Origin of the sequence: Aeoliella fuhlenseeensis, from assembly GCF_052161615.1 — a bacterium.
Taxonomy (GTDB): Bacteria; Planctomycetota; Planctomycetia; order Pirellulales; family Lacipirellulaceae; genus Aeoliella.
Genome location: NZ_CP197417.1, coordinates 596581 through 613870, shown reverse-complemented (window position 1 = coordinate 613870; position 17290 = coordinate 596581). Strand labels below are relative to the sequence as shown.

Here is a 17290-nt window from a genome sequence, read left to right as displayed (position 1 = left end):
CCTCCACGTACCCAGCAAAGTGTAAGAGATGGCGGAAAAGAAGCTTGGCGTTTGGCTCATTGGTGCTTGTGGCAACGTGGCGACCACCGCTACGGTGGGGCTGGTGGCCCTGCAAAAGAAGCTCGCCCCCAAGGTGGGACTCGTCACCGAGTTGGTCGAGTTCGCACCACTCGAACTCGTGACCTGGGACGAACTAGTGGTGGGTGGCCACGACATTCGTACGCCCGATCTGTTGGCAACCGCTCGTCGCTTGGCGGCCGAGCGTGTGGTGCCGGCGGAGCTCGTCGAGGCGTGCGCGGGGGAACTCGCCGAAATTTCGACGCGAATCGCCCCCGGAATCGCCTATCACTCGGGCTCTGCGATTCGCAATCTGGCGGACGTACCCCCAGTCAATGACGCTGAAGTGGCTCCCAGCGAGCTTATCCGGCGTTTACAGCGCGACCTGAGGAACTTCGTCGAGGCCCATCAGCTTCGCGGCGTGGTGGTCGTGAACGTGGCGTCGACCGAACCAACGTTTGCTAGCGCGCTGCCAGCAACCTGGAACGAACTCGCGCCGCTGTTGGATGAACCGGGCTTCGCGATCCCTTCGAGCACGCTCTACGCGATCGCCGCGCTGGAGCTCGAAATGCCTTTTGTAAATTTTACTCCATCGCCCGGCGCGACGTTTTTAGCGCTCGAGGACCTCGCAAAGCAAAAAAAAATCTGCCACGCCGGACAAGACGGCAAGACGGGCGAGACGTTGATGAAGACGGTGCTCGCGCCGATGTTCGCGCACCGCAACTTGGACGTGATGAGCTGGGTGGGTCACAACATTTTTGGCAACCTCGACGGCCGGATTTTAGACAACCCCGACAACCGCGCGGCGAAGGTCGCGACGAAGGATCGTGTGGTGAGTGGAACGCTGGGTTACGACCCTCAGACACTTGTTTCGATCGAGTACATCGAAAGCCTCGGCGACTGGAAGACCGCGTGGGATCATATTCATTTTCGCGGTTTTTTAGGGACTTTTATGACGCTTCAGTTCACCTGGCAAGGCTGCGACTCGGCGCTCGCCGCGCCGCTGGTGCTCGACTTGGTGAGGCTGGTGGACGCCGGCGCGCGAGGGGGTGAGACAGGCGCGATGGCCGCGCTGGCGAGCTTCTTCAAGAGCCCGCTTGGCACCACCGAGCACGACTTCGCGAAGCAGTACGCGGCGCTCCTCGCGTGGGTCGCCGAGCGGTCGCGCGCGGCGTCGTAAAAGACGCGCCGGAAAGATCGCGCGAGGTGTGGTGCGCGGTGCGATCGACAAAAATTCTTTATTGAGCTTTATCGATTCTGCCGATTCCACTTGACAAGCAGTTGGGCAAGTTGCTTCAATTCGCGCATGAACGGTTGGTCGCACGTCGCATGAGACCCGATCAACCCGCCCTCGACTAAGAGGTGCACACACCGGTTCCTTCCTTCTTGCGAGCGCCCAAGGAAGGGACCTAACAAAAACAAGGGCGCGTTAAGAAGGAGCCATTGGAAATGGCAACGAAGAAGAAGGTGGCCAAGAAGACCGCCACGCCGGCAGCCCCCAAGAAGTCGACCAAGAAGAAGGCCACCAAGAAGGCCGCTCCTAAGAAGTCGACCAAGAAGAAAGCCACGAAGAAGGCTGCTGCTCCCAAGAAGTCGACCAAGAAGAAGGCCACCAAGAAGGCCGCTCCCAAGAAGTCGACCAAGAAGAAGGCCGCTAAGAAGGCCGCTCCGAAGACCGCCAAGCCCGCTATGTAATTCTGTGGCGGCGGAGTCTGCTGGGATTCTTCTAGCGGATTCCTGATCCACCCAACAAATCTGCGGTGGAAGTAGCAACCTACAAGGCTGGCAAAAGCACTCCGGTGCCGTAGCCAGCCTTTTTTCGTTTCTACGCGGCATGCCAACGCGCCGAAGAGGTAGCCACGAAAAGGAAGAAAACACACAAAAAGGTCCGATGTAGCAGCCGGCAGACCGGGAGTTCGACGGCATTCGGCTGGGCGTGAGGGTGCTTATAGGCGGCCAGATTGGTGAAGGGGCCCCGAGTCACCGGTTTTCGTGGCTTTTCTTCCTCTTCGTGGCCATCTTTACCTGCGTCGAGAAATCTAGTGGGGTTTCACGGTAGTTGCGCCCAACGTCCTATCTTGCCGACATTGACGTTTGAGCTAGCAATTGGTACCCTAACCTCAAACTAAATAAGCAGTTAGGAGCATTTATCGCCCTCGTGACCGAATCTACCGAAAACGCCGTTACCGAACCCGCCGCGCCTCAAGCGGTGCATTCGACGACTTCTTTTGCCGAGCTTGGCGTCTCGGACATCATGCTCAGCGCGCTCGAAGAAGCCTGCTACCACCAGCCAAGCCCCGTGCAGGCCGGTGTCATCCCCATTGCTTTGACCGGCAAAGACGTGCTGGGCCAGGCTCGCACGGGTACGGGCAAGACTGCCAGTTTCGGCATTCCGATCCTGGAGCGCTTGGAAAAGAAGCGCAACTCGCCCCCCCAAGCCCTGGTGCTGGTTCCCACGCGCGAACTCGCCGTGCAGGTGCGCGATGAAATCGAAAAGCTAAGCTTCGGACGCAAGGTCCGCACCATCGCCGTGTACGGCGGCAAGCCCATTCGCCAGCAAGTCGGCAAGCTCGAAAAGGGAGCTGACATTGTGGTCGGTACGCCTGGCCGAGTGCTCGATCATATGAGCCGCGGCACGCTGGTGCTCGACGGTCTGCAGACCGTGGTGCTGGACGAAGCCGACCGGATGCTCGACATCGGCTTCCGCCCCGACATCGAGAAGATCCTCCGCCGTTGCCCCAAGGAGCGTCAGACGCTGCTGCTGTCAGCCACGGTGGCCCCGGCCGTCGAGCGACTCGCCCAGCGTTACATGCGCGATCCGGTGGTGCTCGACTTCTCCGACAAGACGAAGACCGTCGACACAATTGATCAGTACTACTTCACGGTCGAAGCGACCAAGAAGTACGACCTCTTGGTGAAGCTGATTGAACGCGAGCAGCCCGAGCAGGCGATCGTGTTCTGCCGCACCAAGCGTGGCACCGATCGCATTCAGCGCAAGCTGACGAAGGTCGTCAAAGCGGTCGACTGCATCCACGGCGACATGGCCCAGGGTGCCCGAGACAAGGTGATGAAGCAGTTTCGCGCGGGCGAGATCAAGGTGCTGGTGGCCACCGACGTGGTGGGCCGCGGTATCGATGTCAGTGGCATCTCGCACATTGTGAACTACGACATTCCCCAGGCCTCGGACGATTACGTCCACCGCGTGGGCCGCACCGGCCGCATGGGCCGCGAAGGCGTGGCCTACACGTTCGTAACGCCCGAAGAGGGTCCCGAGCTAACGCGGATCGAGATTCTGATCAATCGCCTGCTGAAGCGCGACGAGATCGAAGGGTTCTCGACGATCGTTCCCGTGGCAAGCGCCACCCCTGCCCACCCCGACGGCGAAGCCGCGGCACCGGCGGAAGAAGAAAAGCCCAAGCCGCCACAACTTCCGGGTGCACGGCGTGGACGCCGGCATCGCCGGGCGCTGTAGGTGGTGGAATCGAAATTGACGGTTCCGTTGGTGGGTTGGTAGGGTGGATACAAAGGACCTTCCCCATGACGCTCCACATTCCCAGCGAATACGAACCTCGCCTTCGCGCCGCAGCCATCGCGGCAGGATACAATGACGTACAGCAGTACGTAATCGATCGGCTATTGGGCGACCAACGGACGCTACCTCAAGCTGCCGTACGGCGAGGCGGACAGTGGAAGGGGCAAGTGGTGATTGCGGACGACTTCGACGAGTTGCCGGATGACATGCGGGAGGCATTCGGCATGAAGGGGGGCGATGAACCTTCTTCTTGATACCCATGTAGCGTTGTGGTGGTTCGCTGATCCCAGCTCACTTAGTGCTCCTGCAAGCTCCGCCATTTCGGATTTGCAAAATGGAGTTTACGTGAGCTCTATCGTGGCTTGGGAGATCGCCATTAAGCGAAGTCTCGGCAAACTCGAAGCCCCCGTCGATCTGAAAGGGGCCATCAGCGCCAATTTCTTCGAAACGATCGACGTGACCTTGGACGACGCGCTACGAGTGGAATCTCTGCCTTGGCATCATCGAGATCCGTTCGATCGCCTGCTCATTGCCCAAGCCATCGGAAGGGATTGGACGATTGTGACGCGGGATGGTCAGTTTGAAAAATATGGTGTCGCTCTTATCCAGGGCTGACCCCCGCCCAGGCTTGGGCGGGGCTATTAGGGATGTTCGAGGGGTATGACTGGCCCTTCGCGATTTGCTTCCGCTACCGCAATCGTGCTAGATTCTCTGCATGCAAGTTGTCTGCCTGGGCACCACTGGTTTTCATCCGAGCGCGCGGCGTCAGACCGCGGCGTTTGTATTGCCCGAGGTGGGCGTGGTGCTCGACGCGGGGACGGGGTTGTTTCGGCTCGCTGACTATCTGACGACCCCGCGCGTCGATATCTTTCTAAGCCACGCTCATCTTGATCACGTCAGCGGGCTAACTTACCTGGTCGAGACGTTCGGCGTCGATGCCTACGACCGCGTGACAATTCATGGCGAGCCCGACAAGATCGAGGCGGTGACGACGCATCTGTTCGCGCCGCACTTGTTCCCAGTGGCGCCGGGCTATCGCTTTGAGAGTCTCCATGGCGCGTGCGAGCTTCCTGCCAACACGGAGGGTGACGTGGGAACGATGAAGGTCTTCCCGCTCGAACATCCCGGCGGGGCGATCGGCATGCGGCTCGAATGGCCTGGGCACTCGATGGCGTACGTCACCGATACGACCGCCTCGACTAGCGCGGCGTACGTCGACCAGATCCGCGGCGTCGATCTCTTGGTCCACGAAGCCACCTTCCCCGCCGGCCACGACGACCTCGCCAAACTCACCGGCCACAGTTGCCTCGACCAAGTGGCAGAGGTCGCGCGAGCCGCCGAGGTGAAGCGGCTACTCGTCACGCACGTCGACCCACTGCTCACCAAAGACTACGACTTCGACCTCACCGACGCGCGTAAGGTGTTTGCGAACATCGAGCTAGCGCGGGACTTGGACGTGGTGGAGTTCTGAGAGCGTTCTTGGGCCTAGGAGGAATGGTCCGGGCATGACGAGATCGAAATTGACAACATAGCCTGTAGGTTATATACTTATGTGGGAAGTTGAGTTCACCGATGAGTTCGAGATCTGGTGGAACTCCCTAAGCGAATCGGAGCAGGACTCATTACGGGCCAGCGTCGAGCTGCTCGCTGCGTTAGGTCCCCAATTGGGTCGCCCTCATGTAGACGCGATCCAAGGGTCCAAGCATTCGAACATGAAGGAGCTTCGGACGCAGCACGCGGGGCGACCGTTGCGAACATTTTTCGCGTTCGACCCGCGACGCACTGCGATACTTTTGATCGGCGGCGATAAGACCGGCGACAATAGGTTTTACGACCGTATGGTTCCTAAGGCTGACCTGCTTTTCGATACCTATCTGGATGAACCGCGGGAAGAAGGATTGTTTTGATGGCCGGTCATAAGAAGTTTGCGAAGCTGCTGGACAAGATGCCAACTGAGCGGCGCACGCAATCTGATGCGCGCGTCAAGCAAATCCATCGCGAAATGCTCCTGGCGGAATTGCGTAAACACTCCGGCCTAACACAAGAGGAACTTGCCGAACGGCTAGGTATTTCTCAGCCAAGCCTTTCTAAGATGGAGAGTCAAGAGGACATGCAAATCAGTACTCTTCAAAAGATTGTCGGGTCGCTGGGTGGCTCTCTGGAGCTAGTTGTCCGCCTCCCCGGTGGGTCAGTGACCCTATCGCAGTTTGCGCAGCACTAGCGAGGGACTTGGACGTGGTGGAGTTCTGAGAGCTTCCTTTCCCAGGCTTCTCACGGTACTAGCCGGTACGCTTCCATGGCCTTCCGCACCATCTCGGGTTCGGGCTTCGTGCGGATGCTGATGTAGCCGACGATTCGGCCCCCTTCGAAGCAGGGGAACACGTTGGCCTTCACCCAGTATCGCTGCCCGGTTCGCGACCGGTTGAGAACGTACCCCTGCCAGAGCTTACCCGCCTCGATCACCGCCCACAGGTCGGCGAATGCCGCCTTGGGCATGTCGGGATGGCGGATAATGTTGTGCGGCCTCCCAACGAGCGTGCCGTAGTCGTACTCGGCCACGTCGTAGAACTTGTTGTTGGCGAACGTGATCTTACCCTTGGTGTCGGTGGCTGAGATCAGGATGTCGTCGGCCGCGAGCACGTACTCGCGCTCGGGCTTCGTGAAGCGATGCGACGCGCGGAACGTGCTGCCTTCGACCAGAGGTGCCAGGCGAGCAAGTGGGTTGATCGCTTCGCGACCGGCCGAGTGGGCCATCATCAGTTCGATCAGATAGTAGAACGTCCGGCCGATGGCGTCGATTTCTTGGACTTCGTTCTCGACGACAACACTCGCCCCGTCCAGTCGCCGAAACTGGTCGAGTGATGTTTGCAGTCGCATTCCGAATTGCCCGGTTTGCGTCCCGATGGTCGAAGCGCTTTGCCGAGCGACCTCTACGGCTGCTACCGACTGCGCCATCTTCGCCACCGATTGCTCGACGCTATTGGAGAGCGTGGCTACCGCTTCGGCGATACTGTCGAGCGTTTGCTGCACTTCTTGATTGGTCGCTTTGGTGGTGTTGGCGAGTTCTTTCACCTCGCTGGCGACCACGGCGAACCCCTTGCCTGCATCGCCCGCGCGGGCCGCTTCGATCGTGGCGTTGAGCGCCAGCAAGTGCGTTTGATCGGCGATCTCATTCACTGAGCGCACCAGTCCGTCGATCGCCTGGAAGTGCATTTCAAGCACCTCCATCCGCTGCCGGACCACGTCCAGTTCCTGCGAGCTTCCGGTCGCCTCTCTGACGACAGTGCCGATGCTCGAGTCGATCTCGGCCACGCACTGCTGAACGGTCCGCATTCGATCGAGGATGTCGTCGAAGTCGGTTACCGCGTGGCGTATGGCTTCGATTTGGTCGCCAACCGCTTGCGACGACGACTTAGCCACTGCCGAGAGCTTCCTTCCGGCAGCACGTACCAGCACGCTACGCAGGGCCTCCTCGTCGAAGTCGACCAGAGTTTCGGTGGCCTGCGCCTTTATTGCGCGTAGCTCGGTTGCCAAACTTGGAGTGTCCAGTGCCGCCATGGTTTTGCCCCTGTGATCGAGAATCGAGGGCCGAGTAGCCCCCGACAAGCGTAGAACACGAAGCGAATCCATGGCAAAAAGCAATGAACCCGGACCTCTGCGGATTGGAGCAGCGTTGGTTGCAGACCCGCCAGATAGCAGACGTCGCAATCCGGCAGTTCGACATAGGCCGAACCGTGCGACAAAGAACTCCGACACTGCCGCCTAAGTTTCCCTGTCGGGTCGGTGAAAGATTGCCGATTGAGTAAACTGCCAGCATTGCCAGTGGGCTTGGCGGCAGTAAGGGTTCTGCCGCCGGGATGCCCTGTAATCATCCTGCGAATCGTACCTACGCACGTAGCCATCCGTGCCGGTATTCGGTACTATCACGATGAAACGGGCGGTGCCAGCAATGCCGTCTTGCCCCCTCGTTCCCCTACACTTTACCGCCCGATCGATAAACGCCATGACGTCCCCCATCCGACTGGTTCTCACGCTTCACAACCACCAACCCATTGGCAACTTCGACGGCGTGATGGAGCAGGCCTACCAGGACAGCTACCTGCCGATGCTCGAAGTGTTCGAGCCCTACGATTCGCTGAAGCTGGCGATTCATAACAGCGGCTCGTTGATCGAGTGGCTCGACCGCGCTCACCCCGAGTACCTCGACCGTTTGGCGGCGCTCGTGGCTGCGGGTCGGCTGGAGATAGTCGGTGGTGCGTTCTACGAACCGATCCTGACGATGATTCCGCCGCGCGACCGCGTGGGTCAAATCGCTAGCTACACCGAGTGGCTCAACAATCGACTGGGTGCCGACGTGCAAGGCATGTGGATGCCCGAGCGTGTTTGGGAGCAATCGCTGACCAGCGACCTGGCGACCGCCGGCATTCGCTACACCATCCTCGACGACTTCCACTTCAAGTGCGCCGGCTGGACCGAAGACGATCTGCATGGCTACTACCTCACTGAGAACAACGGCCAATTGCTGAGCGTGTTCCCGGGCAGCGAGAAGCTCCGTTACACCCTGCCGTTCGCCGAGCCACAAGAGACCATCGACTACCTGCGTCACGTCGCGTCGATTCAGCCAAACGCCATTGTCATGTTCGGTGACGACGGCGAGAAGTTCGGCACCTGGCCCGACACCAAGGCCCACGTGTACGACAACGGTTGGCTCCGCCGGTTCTTCGACGCCCTGGTCCAGAACCAGGACTGGATCAACGTCACCACGCCGACCGAGGCACTCAACTCGGTGGCTCCCTTGGGCAAGATCTACATTCCCGAAGCGAGCTATCGCGAGATGACCGAGTGGGCTCTGCCGGCTCAGCAGCAGAACAACTACGAGGACGCGCACCACGAGCTCGAAGACGCGGGCATGTGGGACAAGGTGAAGCCGTTCATTCGCGGTGGCTTCTGGCGGAACTTCAAGGCTCGCTATCCCGAGACCGGCGAGATGTACGCCCGCATGCTCGAGGTGAGCAATCGCCTCGCCGAGCTGCGTGCCGACGGGCAGCAGTCGAGCCTGCTCGATCAAGCACAAACCGAGCTCTACCGCGGCCAGTGCAATTGCAGCTACTGGCACGGGGCGTTCGGTGGCGTGTACCTGCCTCACCTGCGTAACGCCGTGTTCAACCACTTGATCGCCGCCGACAACTTGATCGATGAGCACCTGAACGACGCCGATCAGGCGGGCGACTGGGCCTCGATCGAGGCGGCCGACTACAACTTCGACGCTCGGCAAGAAGTTCGCCTCGCGTCGAACGCCCTGGTGGCCTACGCAGCACCCGCCGTTGGTGGCTCGCTGTACGAACTCGACGTTCGCTCGATTTGTCACAACCTGCTGGCCACGCTGGCTCGCCGTCCCGAAGCCTATCACCGCAAGGTGCTGGCCGGCCCGTCGGCCGCGGGTGGTGACGTGGCGAGCATCCACGACCGCGTGGTGTTCAAGCAAGAAGGTCTCGACAAGGAGGTGAGCGTTTACGACACCTACCTGCGTAAGAGCCTGGTCGACCACTTCTTCGACCTCGACGTTTCGCTCAACGATATCGCCACTAACGAGTACCGCGAGCAGGGCGACTTCGTCACCGGCAGCTACGAAGCCAAGCTGCGTCGTAGCCCCGAGCGGATGCAGTTGATGATGACCCGCGATGGCCACGTCGATGGTCACCAGGTCCGCATCACCAAGGGCATCACGCTCGAAGCAGGTGGCTCGGAACTCGAAATCGCCTACTTGCTCGAAGGCCTGCCAAAGGATCAACCCCTGCACTTCGGCATCGAACTGAACTTCGCCGGCTTGCCCTCGGGTGCCGACGATCGGTTCTTCCACTCGGGCGACGGCCAATCGATTGGTCAGCTCGGCGTGAAGCTCGATCAGATCGACGTCGAGTCGCTGCACCTAGTCGACGGCTGGCTCGGCATCGACTGCGGACTCACCATCGATCGCCCCACCAGCATCTGGACGCACCCCATCGCAACGGTGAGCCAGAGCGAAGGTGGCTTCGAAATGGTCCACCAGTCCGTGGTGGTCCTGCCCCACTGGATGCTGCAAGCCGACGAGTCGGGCCGCTGGAGCGTGAAGCTCCGGATGACCATCGACACCAGCCTGGCCGAAAGCCGAATGAATCAGACGGCGATGGCGGTAGGGAATTAGCTTAAGGCTGTAGGCTATAAGCTGTAGGCTATCGGCAAGAATAAGACGCTTAAGTGCCCAGGGTAAAAACCTGGGCACTTGGCGTTTGTAAGCGTATCACTTCCCAATAGCCGCGGAGCTACGTCTCTGCGGACAGAAGTGAAACAAAGCTCTCCACTTGATTAATTCGCGCTCAGCGTGGCCGTCCGGCTAGGGGGTTTCTCCACTTCTACGCGTCGCCGCGCGAGAGAAGTGCGTCGACGATGGTGGCGACGGACGGTGCGCCGCCGTAACTCACTTCGCCGAGCACGGGGACCCTTAGGTGTTCGCGTAGCTGCTCGGCGTTGGTTGAAAGGCTCTCGTCGTCCACCGCTTCGCTCGCACTATTGAGCACGACGCCGGCGACTTCGAGGCCATCGCCGAATACACTGGCCGTGATCACGGTTTGCAGGGTGTCGTTGATCACACCCAGGCGATTGGCGGCAACGATGATGAGTGGCAAACCCAGATCCGCGGCGAGGTCGGCGTTGTAGTCGTCGTCCGAGATCGGCGACATCAGCCCCCCTGCCCCTTCGACCAGCACGATGTCGGAGTTCGACAGCCAGGGGTCGATGCCGATGCGTAGCAGGTTCGTGTCGACGCGGCGGTCTTCCATCCGAGCTGCGACGTTCGGCGCGACCGCCGCGCGGAAACGCTGCGGGCAGACTTCGTTGAGGCTTAATGGCTGCCCGGCGGCTTGCCAGAGTTCGAGGGCGTCTTCGGATACCAAGTCGTCAGACCCGAGCCCCCAGCCTCCCGTCCCCTCTACTTCGACTTCACCAGACGCCTCACGGCGTCCGCTCGCCTGAAATTCGCTGAGGGTCACGCAACCACTCGCAACGGGCTTATACACACCGACTCGAAAGCCGCGTGAAGTGAGTTCTCTCGCGAGGAGTGCGCCGACGTAGGTTTTGCCAACTTCGGTACCGGTGCCAGTGATGAAGAAACCACGCATGCTTGGAAGGCGGAATGGGGAATGGGGAAGGAGGAAAGCAATGTGGCGGGGTGGAGGCGTCGGAGCTCTATAGAGATAGACGGAGACGGCTTACTTGCTCCGCCTTCCCCCTTCGACGTTCCGCCTTCGTCTAGACTCCCAGGAACTCTTCGGCCGACTCTTGCAGCGGAGCGCGGTCGAAGGTCATGCCGGTCCAGCGTTCGAGGGCGAGGGCCGTTTCGCGGGCGAAGAGATCCACGCCGTCGACGATCTTGGCTCCTTGCTCGGTGGCCAGCTTCAGTAGCGCGGTCCGCGAACTTTGCAGCCGCGTGTCGACCACGGTTAGCTGCGCACTCGCGGCCGACGTGTCGATCACCGGACGCGCGGATGTGTCAGCCGAACTAGGGGCGAAGATCACGAGGCTCGTGTTCGCGGGGGTGCGAATCACTTTGTCGTCCATCACGTGCATCTCGACGGGGACTTCGCTGATCTTCGAAAGCTGCTCGACGAGTTCCTTGAGCTTCGCCTCATCGCGACTCGCTACGTGCACCGCTGCAGCCCGCGACTCGCACGCGGCGGCGGCCATGCTTCTCGCGACGCGGCCATGACCGATGACCAGCACCACTTTGTCGGCGAGGGCGTCGATACCCCCCAGCGCCTCGACCAGCGAAGCACCGAGCGTGTTGTCGCCCACCAGCTTGTCTCCTTCGCGAACCAAGCAGTTCACCGAGCCGGCGTGCTGGGCACGGGGCGTGAGGGACGAAAGTTGTTCGATGGCCGAGATTTGAAACTCGGGAGCCAGCAGCACACCGCGAAAACCGAGCACGTCGACCCCTTCGAGGGCCTTGGTGAAATGGGCCTCGTCGACCTCGAACGTCAGGAATCGCCAGTCGAGCTCCGCATGCTCCAGGGCCTGTTCGACCACGTAATGAGTCGGATTACCCGCGGCACTGGCGGCAAGAAACGCACAACGTTCGAGTAGAGTTTCGGACACGGGGGGCGAGGCGGGGGTGAAGTTCGTCGAGGATGCAGAAAAGCGAGCTACGTCTCGCCCACGGTTGTGGCTATAACCTATTTTGACCACTCCCCCCCTCCACCGCAACGCCGACCGACCGTGAACCCGCCCGACATTTCCACGCCCGAAACGGAGAATCTCCCGGCAGAGCGGGCGGAGAGCCGTACGGTGTGGCGTTTGGGGCCGCTAGGAATCGCGGCGATGGTGGTGTTGGTGCTGGTGGATCTTGTAGGTCCGTTTATTTTCCCTAACGGCAAGAACTACGAATCGTTCATGATTGGTCTTAGCTTCGGACAGATGGGAGCGATGATCCTCGTCGCCAGCGCGGCAAGTAAGTTTACCTGGCAGTGGGTCGTGGCATGCTACGCAGCGACGCTAATTATGTGCATTCACTTCGCGGCCATTGAAGGAGCACGCGACCTCGATGACTTCCCAATGTTCCTCACGATCTGGGGCGCCTACACCACTACTGCCCTGGCCACCATTCTCGGTCTACGGTGGTACCACCAACAGCGAAGTCAACGGGGGCTCGAATCGGGGGATGAGGAACGGATTCAATTTAGCGTGCAACACTTGCTTATTCTGACGACGGTTCTTGCTGTGGCATCGCTTGTAGTGCGATTTGCCATCCCCATGCTAGCGAGTGCGCGTGTCGAAATCATTCTCTGGTTGATACTCTCGAGCGTGGCCTTGGTGGTGACAGGAGTCGAGCTACGGCGTGTCACCCATCACCTACTTTGGCAATTGGGAGGACTCGCGACCCTCGCGTTGGTGGTAGCGACGATCTTCTCTTGGGCGAACGACTTCGACGAGTTCGTGGTAGCTATCATGGTCCAAGTCGCCATCCTAGCGCTAGTGATGGTCGTCCTTGAGTTCGAGCGATACACGATCACGGTAACTTTCGAGCCACGTACCCAACCACAGAAGTCGAATGCCGACCACTTAACGGAATAAATTCCGTTCTACACCTGCGCGTCGCGCCTTAATCCTCACGTAGGGCGCAATGTACTTCGCGCGATGAGCGAACATGCCGGGCTCGGCGTCTGGCTTAGCGTGCATCGGTTCGAGCAGGTCCTCGACCACGAACCCCGCGCGGCACATTCCGCCGATCAGTTCTTCCCAGCGGTGCAAGTACTCGGTCGCCCCGCGCTCGCGGAGTCGCGAAGGCTCCGCCGGCGCGAGAGGCCCCGTGCGATAGTACGTCTCTTCGATCACGTACCCCACGGCTTGGCGCTTCGCCGCCACCTGTAGACTCACCGGCGACTTGTGCTGGCTCACATAAAGTCCCCCGCCACGCACCACGCGAGCCACTTGCTGGTACACGCTCACCACATTGGGAACGTAGCACGTGCTCACTGGCTGGATCACCAAGTCGAACTCGCCAGCCGCGAACATCGACAGGTCGGTCATGGTGCCTTCGACGATGCGAACATTCAGCTTCCGCTCGCGCGCCACCTCGGCATCGAGCGCGAGCATCTCGCGGCTGATATCGAGAACGGTGACGTGGGCCCCCGCCGCCGCGTAGAGCGCGCTCTGCCGACCACCACCGGCCGCAAGGCAAAGTACCCGCCAACCGGTGATCGAAGAACCGAGCCACTTCGCCGGATCGATGGTCGCGAGCGGATTCGCGAAGTCGGCATCCGTCGCCGGCCGAGCAAGCGGAGCACCATCCCGCGCTAGATTGTCCCACGCCCGCGCGTTCTGAGATTCAAAAGCACCCACAACGCACACTCAACAAAAGAGAGATCGGGACCACGACGAATGAAGGCGATCCACTAATTCTAACCTCGATCTTGCCCTAGACGAAAGGATGAGAACAGAAGGCAACGAAGGGAACGAAGAAAGAAGCGTACGATGAATTCCCTCCGTTCTCTCTGTTTCCTCCTGTTCACCCAAGCTTTTTTAACAGGAGGAAACGGAGGGAACAGAGAAAGGCGAGGAGCAGAGAACCACTTCATTCACTCTACTTCGTTCCCTTCGTTTCCTTCTGTTCAAGAAAGCCGCTCTTATCCGCGACGATCCTGCCCAATCCGCGCCCTAATCTTTCTCCGAGTACTCCGTGCTCTCTGTGGTTCATCAGGATACTGGGGGCTCGTGGAACTCGTCCCCAGCCACCCGATGCTATTACTGCAACTCCGTCCGTGAGCATCGGTGTTTATCTGTGGCTAGTACGTTCCCACGATAGGGGCAGTGGCAGCATCCGTTGCCGCAGCACTGGCCCCGTCGCAGAAGGTACGCCTCGGTGAACACAACGCATCCACGTTCGAGGTAGTAGTCACGCTCGACGTAGTAGTCACGTTCGACAGCTTCCTTGCATTCGGTCTGCATGGTTAGGCTCGCTTACCAAACGCACGGCGAGCACCAACGGCCAGCATGCCGAGCAGCGCGAGGCCGATCGTGGCGGGCTCGGGAACGATGTTGATCGCTCCCACGGCGTCGAGATCCAGACCGCCGCTGCCAGTCGAGAGCCACGTGTCGAAAATCGGATTGCCAAGCGAGTCGGTATACGCACCGTTGCCGGGGATGTCGACGAGTCGCACGAAGCCAATCGATGCGAGATCCACCAACCCACTCGTCACTTCCGGAAGATCTGCGAGCTCCGCGAGATCGAACGGCGTGCCGAAACCAGCGGGGTGCACGCCAGCCAGGTTGCGAATATTGGTCGTGTCGACACCGGCGAAGTCGCGGCCGAAGGGCGTCGTCAAATCAGCTTCAGCGTTCAGCGATACCGATGGGAATCGCACGAAGTCGGTGCCGTTGCTCGAGACCTCGACGTACGCCAGCTCGGCGAAGACCACCGGGTCGGTGAAGAAAGTGCTCGCGTTCTCGAAGACGGCGAAATCCGCACCCGACCGATCGACGATGGCCTGATCGAAAGCCACGGTGATCGAGCCCGGCAGCACGCCTTGCGAGATCTGCTCGCTGCTCAAGTCGCCCAGCGAAGTGATCGAGCCGTTGTTCGCTCCGAGCGTGTTGTTAGGGTTGCTAAAACCAGCGCCAACTCCAGGTGCCGGCGAGTAATTCGCGACGCTGGTTGCCCAGGCATTTATCTGCGAGGGTAGCACGCGGTGCGCGGGGTCCGAGAACGATGGATAGGGGCCTGCCTGTGCAGTTGCAGCGACAATCATCGTCGCCAAAGTCAAGAAAGTACGCTTCATGAGACAGTATCTCCCAGATGAAAAACTAAATGAACATGAAATAACAACGCTACTTACGAACGCCCCAGAGCGCAGCGATCAGGGCACTCGCGAGCAGCCAACAGAGACTCGGTGGTTCCGGAACAGCGTTTCCGGCACCGACGTTGACGGGCGTCCCCGTCCCAAAATGGCTCCGCCACACGCCATAATCCTCGGCGTCGATCGATCCATCGCGATTTCCATCCGCCCCCGCGCCGAGCTCGCTCACTACACTACCAAGCGTGTCACGCCACAGCGTGTAGTCCGCTAGGTTAACGAAGCCATCCTGGTTGTAGTCGCCCAGTAGATTGGTTGGAATCAACTCCAGGTTATCGAGCGCGAAATAGGGGGGCGTATTCATGCCGAACGTTCCGACGTCGCTCGAGGAAAGATTGAAGTGCAGTTGCCTCGCGCCGGCGAGTGGCGACAAGTCCCATTCGCGCCACGCGTTGACGATGTAGTCGTCTAGAGAACTCTCGAACCGATAGTCGGCCAAGTAGAACTCGACGAACTCGGCCATCGGCGTTCCCGAGGCGTCGGAGCCGTACGCGGTGACTTTGAGCCAGTCGGGATCGCTGCCCGACTCGCCGCCGAACTTCTTACTGAAGCTATCGCCCGTCTGCATCGAACGCGCGGCGTACGTTGTGTTCGTAAGCCATGCACCCTTGATCGAGGTACCCACAGGAAGCTCCAACGTTGGCAGCGAAACCAGATGCTCGGCATTGGTAGGATCGAACGCCACGGGCTGCTGAAGGTTGGGCGTGAGATCCCAGTAGCCGAATGCCACGGCGTACGCGTCGCCGCCGTCGCTCATGCCCGTGCCAGTCACTGCACTGAATTGGTTGCCGTGGCCCGGCGTGGTGTTGTCGGTAATGTTCGAGTAGCCAAAGCCTCGCCAGCTCGAGTAGACCGTGTCGTAAATGTTCGTGAACCTCGCGCCGCCACTCGCGAAGCTACCAACGATCTCGGGGCCGTACTCGCCTTCGACCTCCACGCCATTCGGGTCGGGGCCGTTCCAGTAGGACTCGGGCGTGCTTAGGAGTTCGTCGAACGTCACCACCTCGACGGCCGACGCCTGCGCAGCGAACAGGGCAAGCAGCAGACTGCCTACTGTGACACATTGACGTTGCATCATCACATGTACTTTCATCGTTCAGTCTCCTGCCGCTCGGGAGCACATCGCGGCGAGTGCTTGGTTGTCGATCGATTCGCTGGCGAACTGTACCGAGCTATCGGCCATTAGCACGTTCGCCCCGCCGGGGTGGTGGCTGCTCAGTTCCTGGCCGAAGTCAACGAACTTGTCGGCGTCGTCGGTGGTGTTGATCGGTGCCGACTGATCGAACAAATTGCGGACACTGATCCAAATGCCATGAATCCCTTCGGGCGCCTCGCCAACCAGCGCGGTGTTCGAGGTTCCGTCCGTGATGTCTTTGATCGCGATGGCCCGCGTGAAAATCATGGTGCCCCGTTCGGGGTTATTGGTCGCATTCGCGGCACGCAAACTCCGTTCCCCCTGCACGCCGCCGTACGAGGTGCGGGCGTAGCGATGCGTCGACGAGCTGGGCAGGTCCGCCGACGCTCGCAGCGACTGCACATCGGGGACGGAGGGGCATTGAAACGCAGCAATCAACGTCGAGCCGGCGTCGAGATTAATCGCGGCGGTGTACGGTTCGTCCGAGTGCAAGACGTCGGCGAGCGGCTGCTCTTCGATCCAAGGCAACAACTGCGCCCCCCAGCTCAGCTCGGCCGCCTTCGCCCCCGCACCCCCCTTGGGGAACGATCCCTTGGTGTCGTGGAAGGCATGCATCGCGATGCCGATCTGGTGCAAATGGTTGGTGCACTCGGTTCGCCGCGCGGACTCCCGCGCCGCTTGCACCGCAGGCAAGAGCAGCGCAACGAGCGTACCAATGATCGCCACGACGACGAGCAGTTCGACTAGGGTGAACGCATGACATCGTCGAACGGCTGGAAGTTCCAGCCGCGATCGACGGGTAGCGCGACCTTGATGGTGCTGCTTGCGCATGACCACAAACCAACTACGCCAGCAGCGCGGAGCATCTCCCACTCGGTAAATACCGATGGAAACTGCGCAGCAATCGCGGGCGCATCCAAAATTTGACGTTCGACGCGGCGGTTTTCCCTCGAAACCGTGCCACACGCAACGTGCTGGTAGGTCTTCTGACTCCCGAGCTCGTGAATTCGGCCTTCTCACCTGCAAGCAGCAGGCAATGGCATCAGAATCGAATCACGAGATTTCTCTCGGTTACAGCGGCGGGGCCGTCCCGGATTCGCACCGGAGTTCCCTGTTGTGTCGGCCGGCAAGAACGTTGCACAGCCAACCACCAACACACGAGGGAGTGAGTTTAGGTGCGGG

18 protein-coding genes and 1 riboswitch are annotated in these 17290 nt (G+C 60.3%); of the genes, 10 read left to right on the top strand and 8 right to left on the bottom strand.

Annotated elements, in window-relative coordinates:
• Window positions 1-28: 28 nt before the first annotated feature.
• From SH292x_RS02425 to SH292x_RS02390, 8 genes are all read left to right on the top strand, one after another.
• A complete protein-coding gene (locus SH292x_RS02425; RefSeq protein WP_442483987.1) occupies window positions 29-1237 on the top strand; it encodes an inositol-3-phosphate synthase in 1209 nt (402 codons plus the stop codon).
• 269 nt (window positions 1238-1506) lie between these two features.
• Window positions 1507-1752 carry a hypothetical protein gene (locus tag SH292x_RS02420; protein WP_442483986.1) on the top strand — a complete coding sequence of 82 codons (246 nt, stop codon included), beginning with the start codon at window positions 1507-1509 and terminating at the stop codon, window positions 1750-1752.
• Window positions 1753-2215: 463 nt separating this feature from the next.
• Complete coding sequence (locus SH292x_RS02415; RefSeq protein ID WP_442483985.1) at window positions 2216-3529, top strand: DEAD/DEAH box helicase; 1314 nt, start codon at window positions 2216-2218, stop codon at window positions 3527-3529.
• 65 nt (window positions 3530-3594) lie between these two features.
• A complete protein-coding gene (locus SH292x_RS02410; protein WP_442483984.1) occupies window positions 3595-3843 on the top strand; it encodes a hypothetical protein in 249 nt (82 codons plus the stop codon).
• A complete protein-coding gene (locus tag SH292x_RS02405) occupies window positions 3827-4204 on the top strand; it encodes a type II toxin-antitoxin system VapC family toxin (protein ID WP_442483983.1) in 378 nt (125 codons plus the stop codon). Before SH292x_RS02410 ends, SH292x_RS02405 begins: the two co-directional genes overlap by 17 nt.
• Before the next feature lie 100 nt (window positions 4205-4304).
• Window positions 4305-5060 (top strand): MBL fold metallo-hydrolase, encoded by a 756-nt coding sequence (locus SH292x_RS02400; RefSeq protein WP_442483982.1) that lies wholly within the window; start codon window positions 4305-4307, stop codon window positions 5058-5060.
• 79 nt (window positions 5061-5139) lie between these two features.
• On the top strand, window positions 5140-5496 hold the full coding sequence (locus tag SH292x_RS02395; protein WP_442483981.1) for a type II toxin-antitoxin system RelE/ParE family toxin: 357 nt from the start codon (window positions 5140-5142) through the stop codon (window positions 5494-5496).
• On the top strand, window positions 5496-5810 hold the full coding sequence (locus SH292x_RS02390) for a helix-turn-helix domain-containing protein (RefSeq protein WP_442483980.1): 315 nt from the start codon (window positions 5496-5498) through the stop codon (window positions 5808-5810). The genes SH292x_RS02395 and SH292x_RS02390 overlap by 1 nt, the downstream gene beginning before the upstream one ends.
• A 50-nt stretch (window positions 5811-5860) precedes the next feature.
• Here SH292x_RS02390 and SH292x_RS02385 read toward each other — a convergent pair whose 3' ends face one another.
• The gene (locus SH292x_RS02385; RefSeq protein WP_442483979.1) at window positions 5861-7147 is read right to left on the bottom strand and encodes a methyl-accepting chemotaxis protein; all 1287 of its coding nucleotides are present in this window, start codon (window positions 7145-7147) and stop codon (window positions 5861-5863) included.
• A 445-nt stretch (window positions 7148-7592) separates the two neighbouring features.
• Here SH292x_RS02385 and SH292x_RS02380 point away from each other — a divergent pair, with 445 nt between their 5' ends.
• On the top strand, window positions 7593-9773 hold the full coding sequence (locus SH292x_RS02380; protein WP_442483978.1) for an alpha-amylase/4-alpha-glucanotransferase domain-containing protein: 2181 nt from the start codon (window positions 7593-7595) through the stop codon (window positions 9771-9773).
• Window positions 9774-9981: 208 nt separating this feature from the next.
• Here SH292x_RS02380 and bioD read toward each other — a convergent pair whose 3' ends face one another.
• A complete protein-coding gene (bioD, locus tag SH292x_RS02375; protein ID WP_442483977.1) occupies window positions 9982-10746 on the bottom strand; it encodes a dethiobiotin synthase in 765 nt (254 codons plus the stop codon).
• A gap of 130 nt (window positions 10747-10876) precedes the next feature.
• The gene (locus tag SH292x_RS02370) at window positions 10877-11719 is read right to left on the bottom strand and encodes a shikimate dehydrogenase family protein (protein WP_442483976.1); all 843 of its coding nucleotides are present in this window, start codon (window positions 11717-11719) and stop codon (window positions 10877-10879) included.
• Window positions 11720-11839: 120 nt separating this feature from the next.
• On the opposite strand from SH292x_RS02370, the gene SH292x_RS02365 reads away from it, so the two are divergent.
• The gene (locus SH292x_RS02365) at window positions 11840-12694 is read left to right on the top strand and encodes a hypothetical protein (RefSeq protein ID WP_442483975.1); all 855 of its coding nucleotides are present in this window, start codon (window positions 11840-11842) and stop codon (window positions 12692-12694) included.
• Here SH292x_RS02365 and SH292x_RS02360 read toward each other — a convergent pair.
• The 5 genes from SH292x_RS02360 to SH292x_RS02340 all read right to left on the bottom strand — a co-directional run bounded on the left by SH292x_RS02360 (window position 12683) and on the right by SH292x_RS02340 (window position 16939).
• A complete protein-coding gene (locus SH292x_RS02360) occupies window positions 12683-13462 on the bottom strand; it encodes a class I SAM-dependent methyltransferase (RefSeq protein ID WP_442483974.1) in 780 nt (259 codons plus the stop codon). The two genes, SH292x_RS02365 and SH292x_RS02360, sit on opposite strands and share 12 nt — an antisense overlap.
• A gap of 402 nt (window positions 13463-13864) precedes the next feature.
• Window positions 13865-14068 carry a DUF5522 domain-containing protein gene (locus SH292x_RS02355; protein WP_442483973.1) on the bottom strand — a complete coding sequence of 68 codons (204 nt, stop codon included), beginning with the start codon at window positions 14066-14068 and terminating at the stop codon, window positions 13865-13867.
• Window positions 14069-14070: 2 nt separating this feature from the next.
• Window positions 14071-14898, bottom strand: coding sequence for a PEP-CTERM sorting domain-containing protein (locus tag SH292x_RS02350; protein ID WP_442483972.1), 828 nt, complete (start codon window positions 14896-14898; stop codon window positions 14071-14073).
• Between the two features lie 49 nt (window positions 14899-14947).
• A complete protein-coding gene (locus SH292x_RS02345; protein WP_442483971.1) occupies window positions 14948-16066 on the bottom strand; it encodes a DUF4465 domain-containing protein in 1119 nt (372 codons plus the stop codon).
• 3 nt (window positions 16067-16069) lie between these two features.
• Window positions 16070-16939, bottom strand: coding sequence for a DUF1559 family PulG-like putative transporter (locus SH292x_RS02340; protein WP_442483970.1), 870 nt, complete (start codon window positions 16937-16939; stop codon window positions 16070-16072).
• Window positions 16940-17067: 128 nt separating this feature from the next.
• A riboswitch (cobalamin riboswitch) is annotated at window positions 17068-17278 on the bottom strand.
• Between the last annotated feature and the right edge of the window lie 12 nt (window positions 17279-17290).

Excerpts from the sequence above, each read along its gene's own strand:
- SH292x_RS02425 (WP_442483987.1), top strand. The coding sequence starts at position 29 with ATGGCGGAAAAGAAGCTTGGCGTTTGGCTCATTGGTGCTTGTGGCAAC.
- SH292x_RS02420 (WP_442483986.1), top strand. The coding sequence starts at position 1,507 with ATGGCAACGAAGAAGAAGGTGGCCAAGAAGACCGCCACGCCGGCAGCC.
- SH292x_RS02410 (WP_442483984.1), top strand. The coding sequence starts at position 3,595 with ATGACGCTCCACATTCCCAGCGAATACGAACCTCGCCTTCGCGCCGCA.
- SH292x_RS02405 (WP_442483983.1), top strand. The coding sequence starts at position 3,827 with ATGAACCTTCTTCTTGATACCCATGTAGCGTTGTGGTGGTTCGCTGAT.
- SH292x_RS02400 (WP_442483982.1), top strand. The coding sequence starts at position 4,305 with ATGCAAGTTGTCTGCCTGGGCACCACTGGTTTTCATCCGAGCGCGCGG.
- SH292x_RS02395 (WP_442483981.1), top strand. The coding sequence starts at position 5,140 with ATGTGGGAAGTTGAGTTCACCGATGAGTTCGAGATCTGGTGGAACTCC.
- SH292x_RS02390 (WP_442483980.1), top strand. The coding sequence starts at position 5,496 with ATGGCCGGTCATAAGAAGTTTGCGAAGCTGCTGGACAAGATGCCAACT.
- SH292x_RS02385 (WP_442483979.1), bottom strand. The coding sequence starts at position 7,147 with ATGGCGGCACTGGACACTCCAAGTTTGGCAACCGAGCTACGCGCAATA.
- SH292x_RS02380 (WP_442483978.1), top strand. The coding sequence starts at position 7,593 with ATGACGTCCCCCATCCGACTGGTTCTCACGCTTCACAACCACCAACCC.
- bioD (WP_442483977.1), bottom strand. The coding sequence starts at position 10,746 with ATGCGTGGTTTCTTCATCACTGGCACCGGTACCGAAGTTGGCAAAACC.
- SH292x_RS02355 (WP_442483973.1), bottom strand. The coding sequence starts at position 14,068 with ATGCAGACCGAATGCAAGGAAGCTGTCGAACGTGACTACTACGTCGAG.
- SH292x_RS02350 (WP_442483972.1), bottom strand. The coding sequence starts at position 14,898 with ATGAAGCGTACTTTCTTGACTTTGGCGACGATGATTGTCGCTGCAACT.
- SH292x_RS02345 (WP_442483971.1), bottom strand. The coding sequence starts at position 16,066 with ATGAAAGTACATGTGATGATGCAACGTCAATGTGTCACAGTAGGCAGT.
- SH292x_RS02340 (WP_442483970.1), bottom strand. The coding sequence starts at position 16,939 with ATGCGCAAGCAGCACCATCAAGGTCGCGCTACCCGTCGATCGCGGCTG.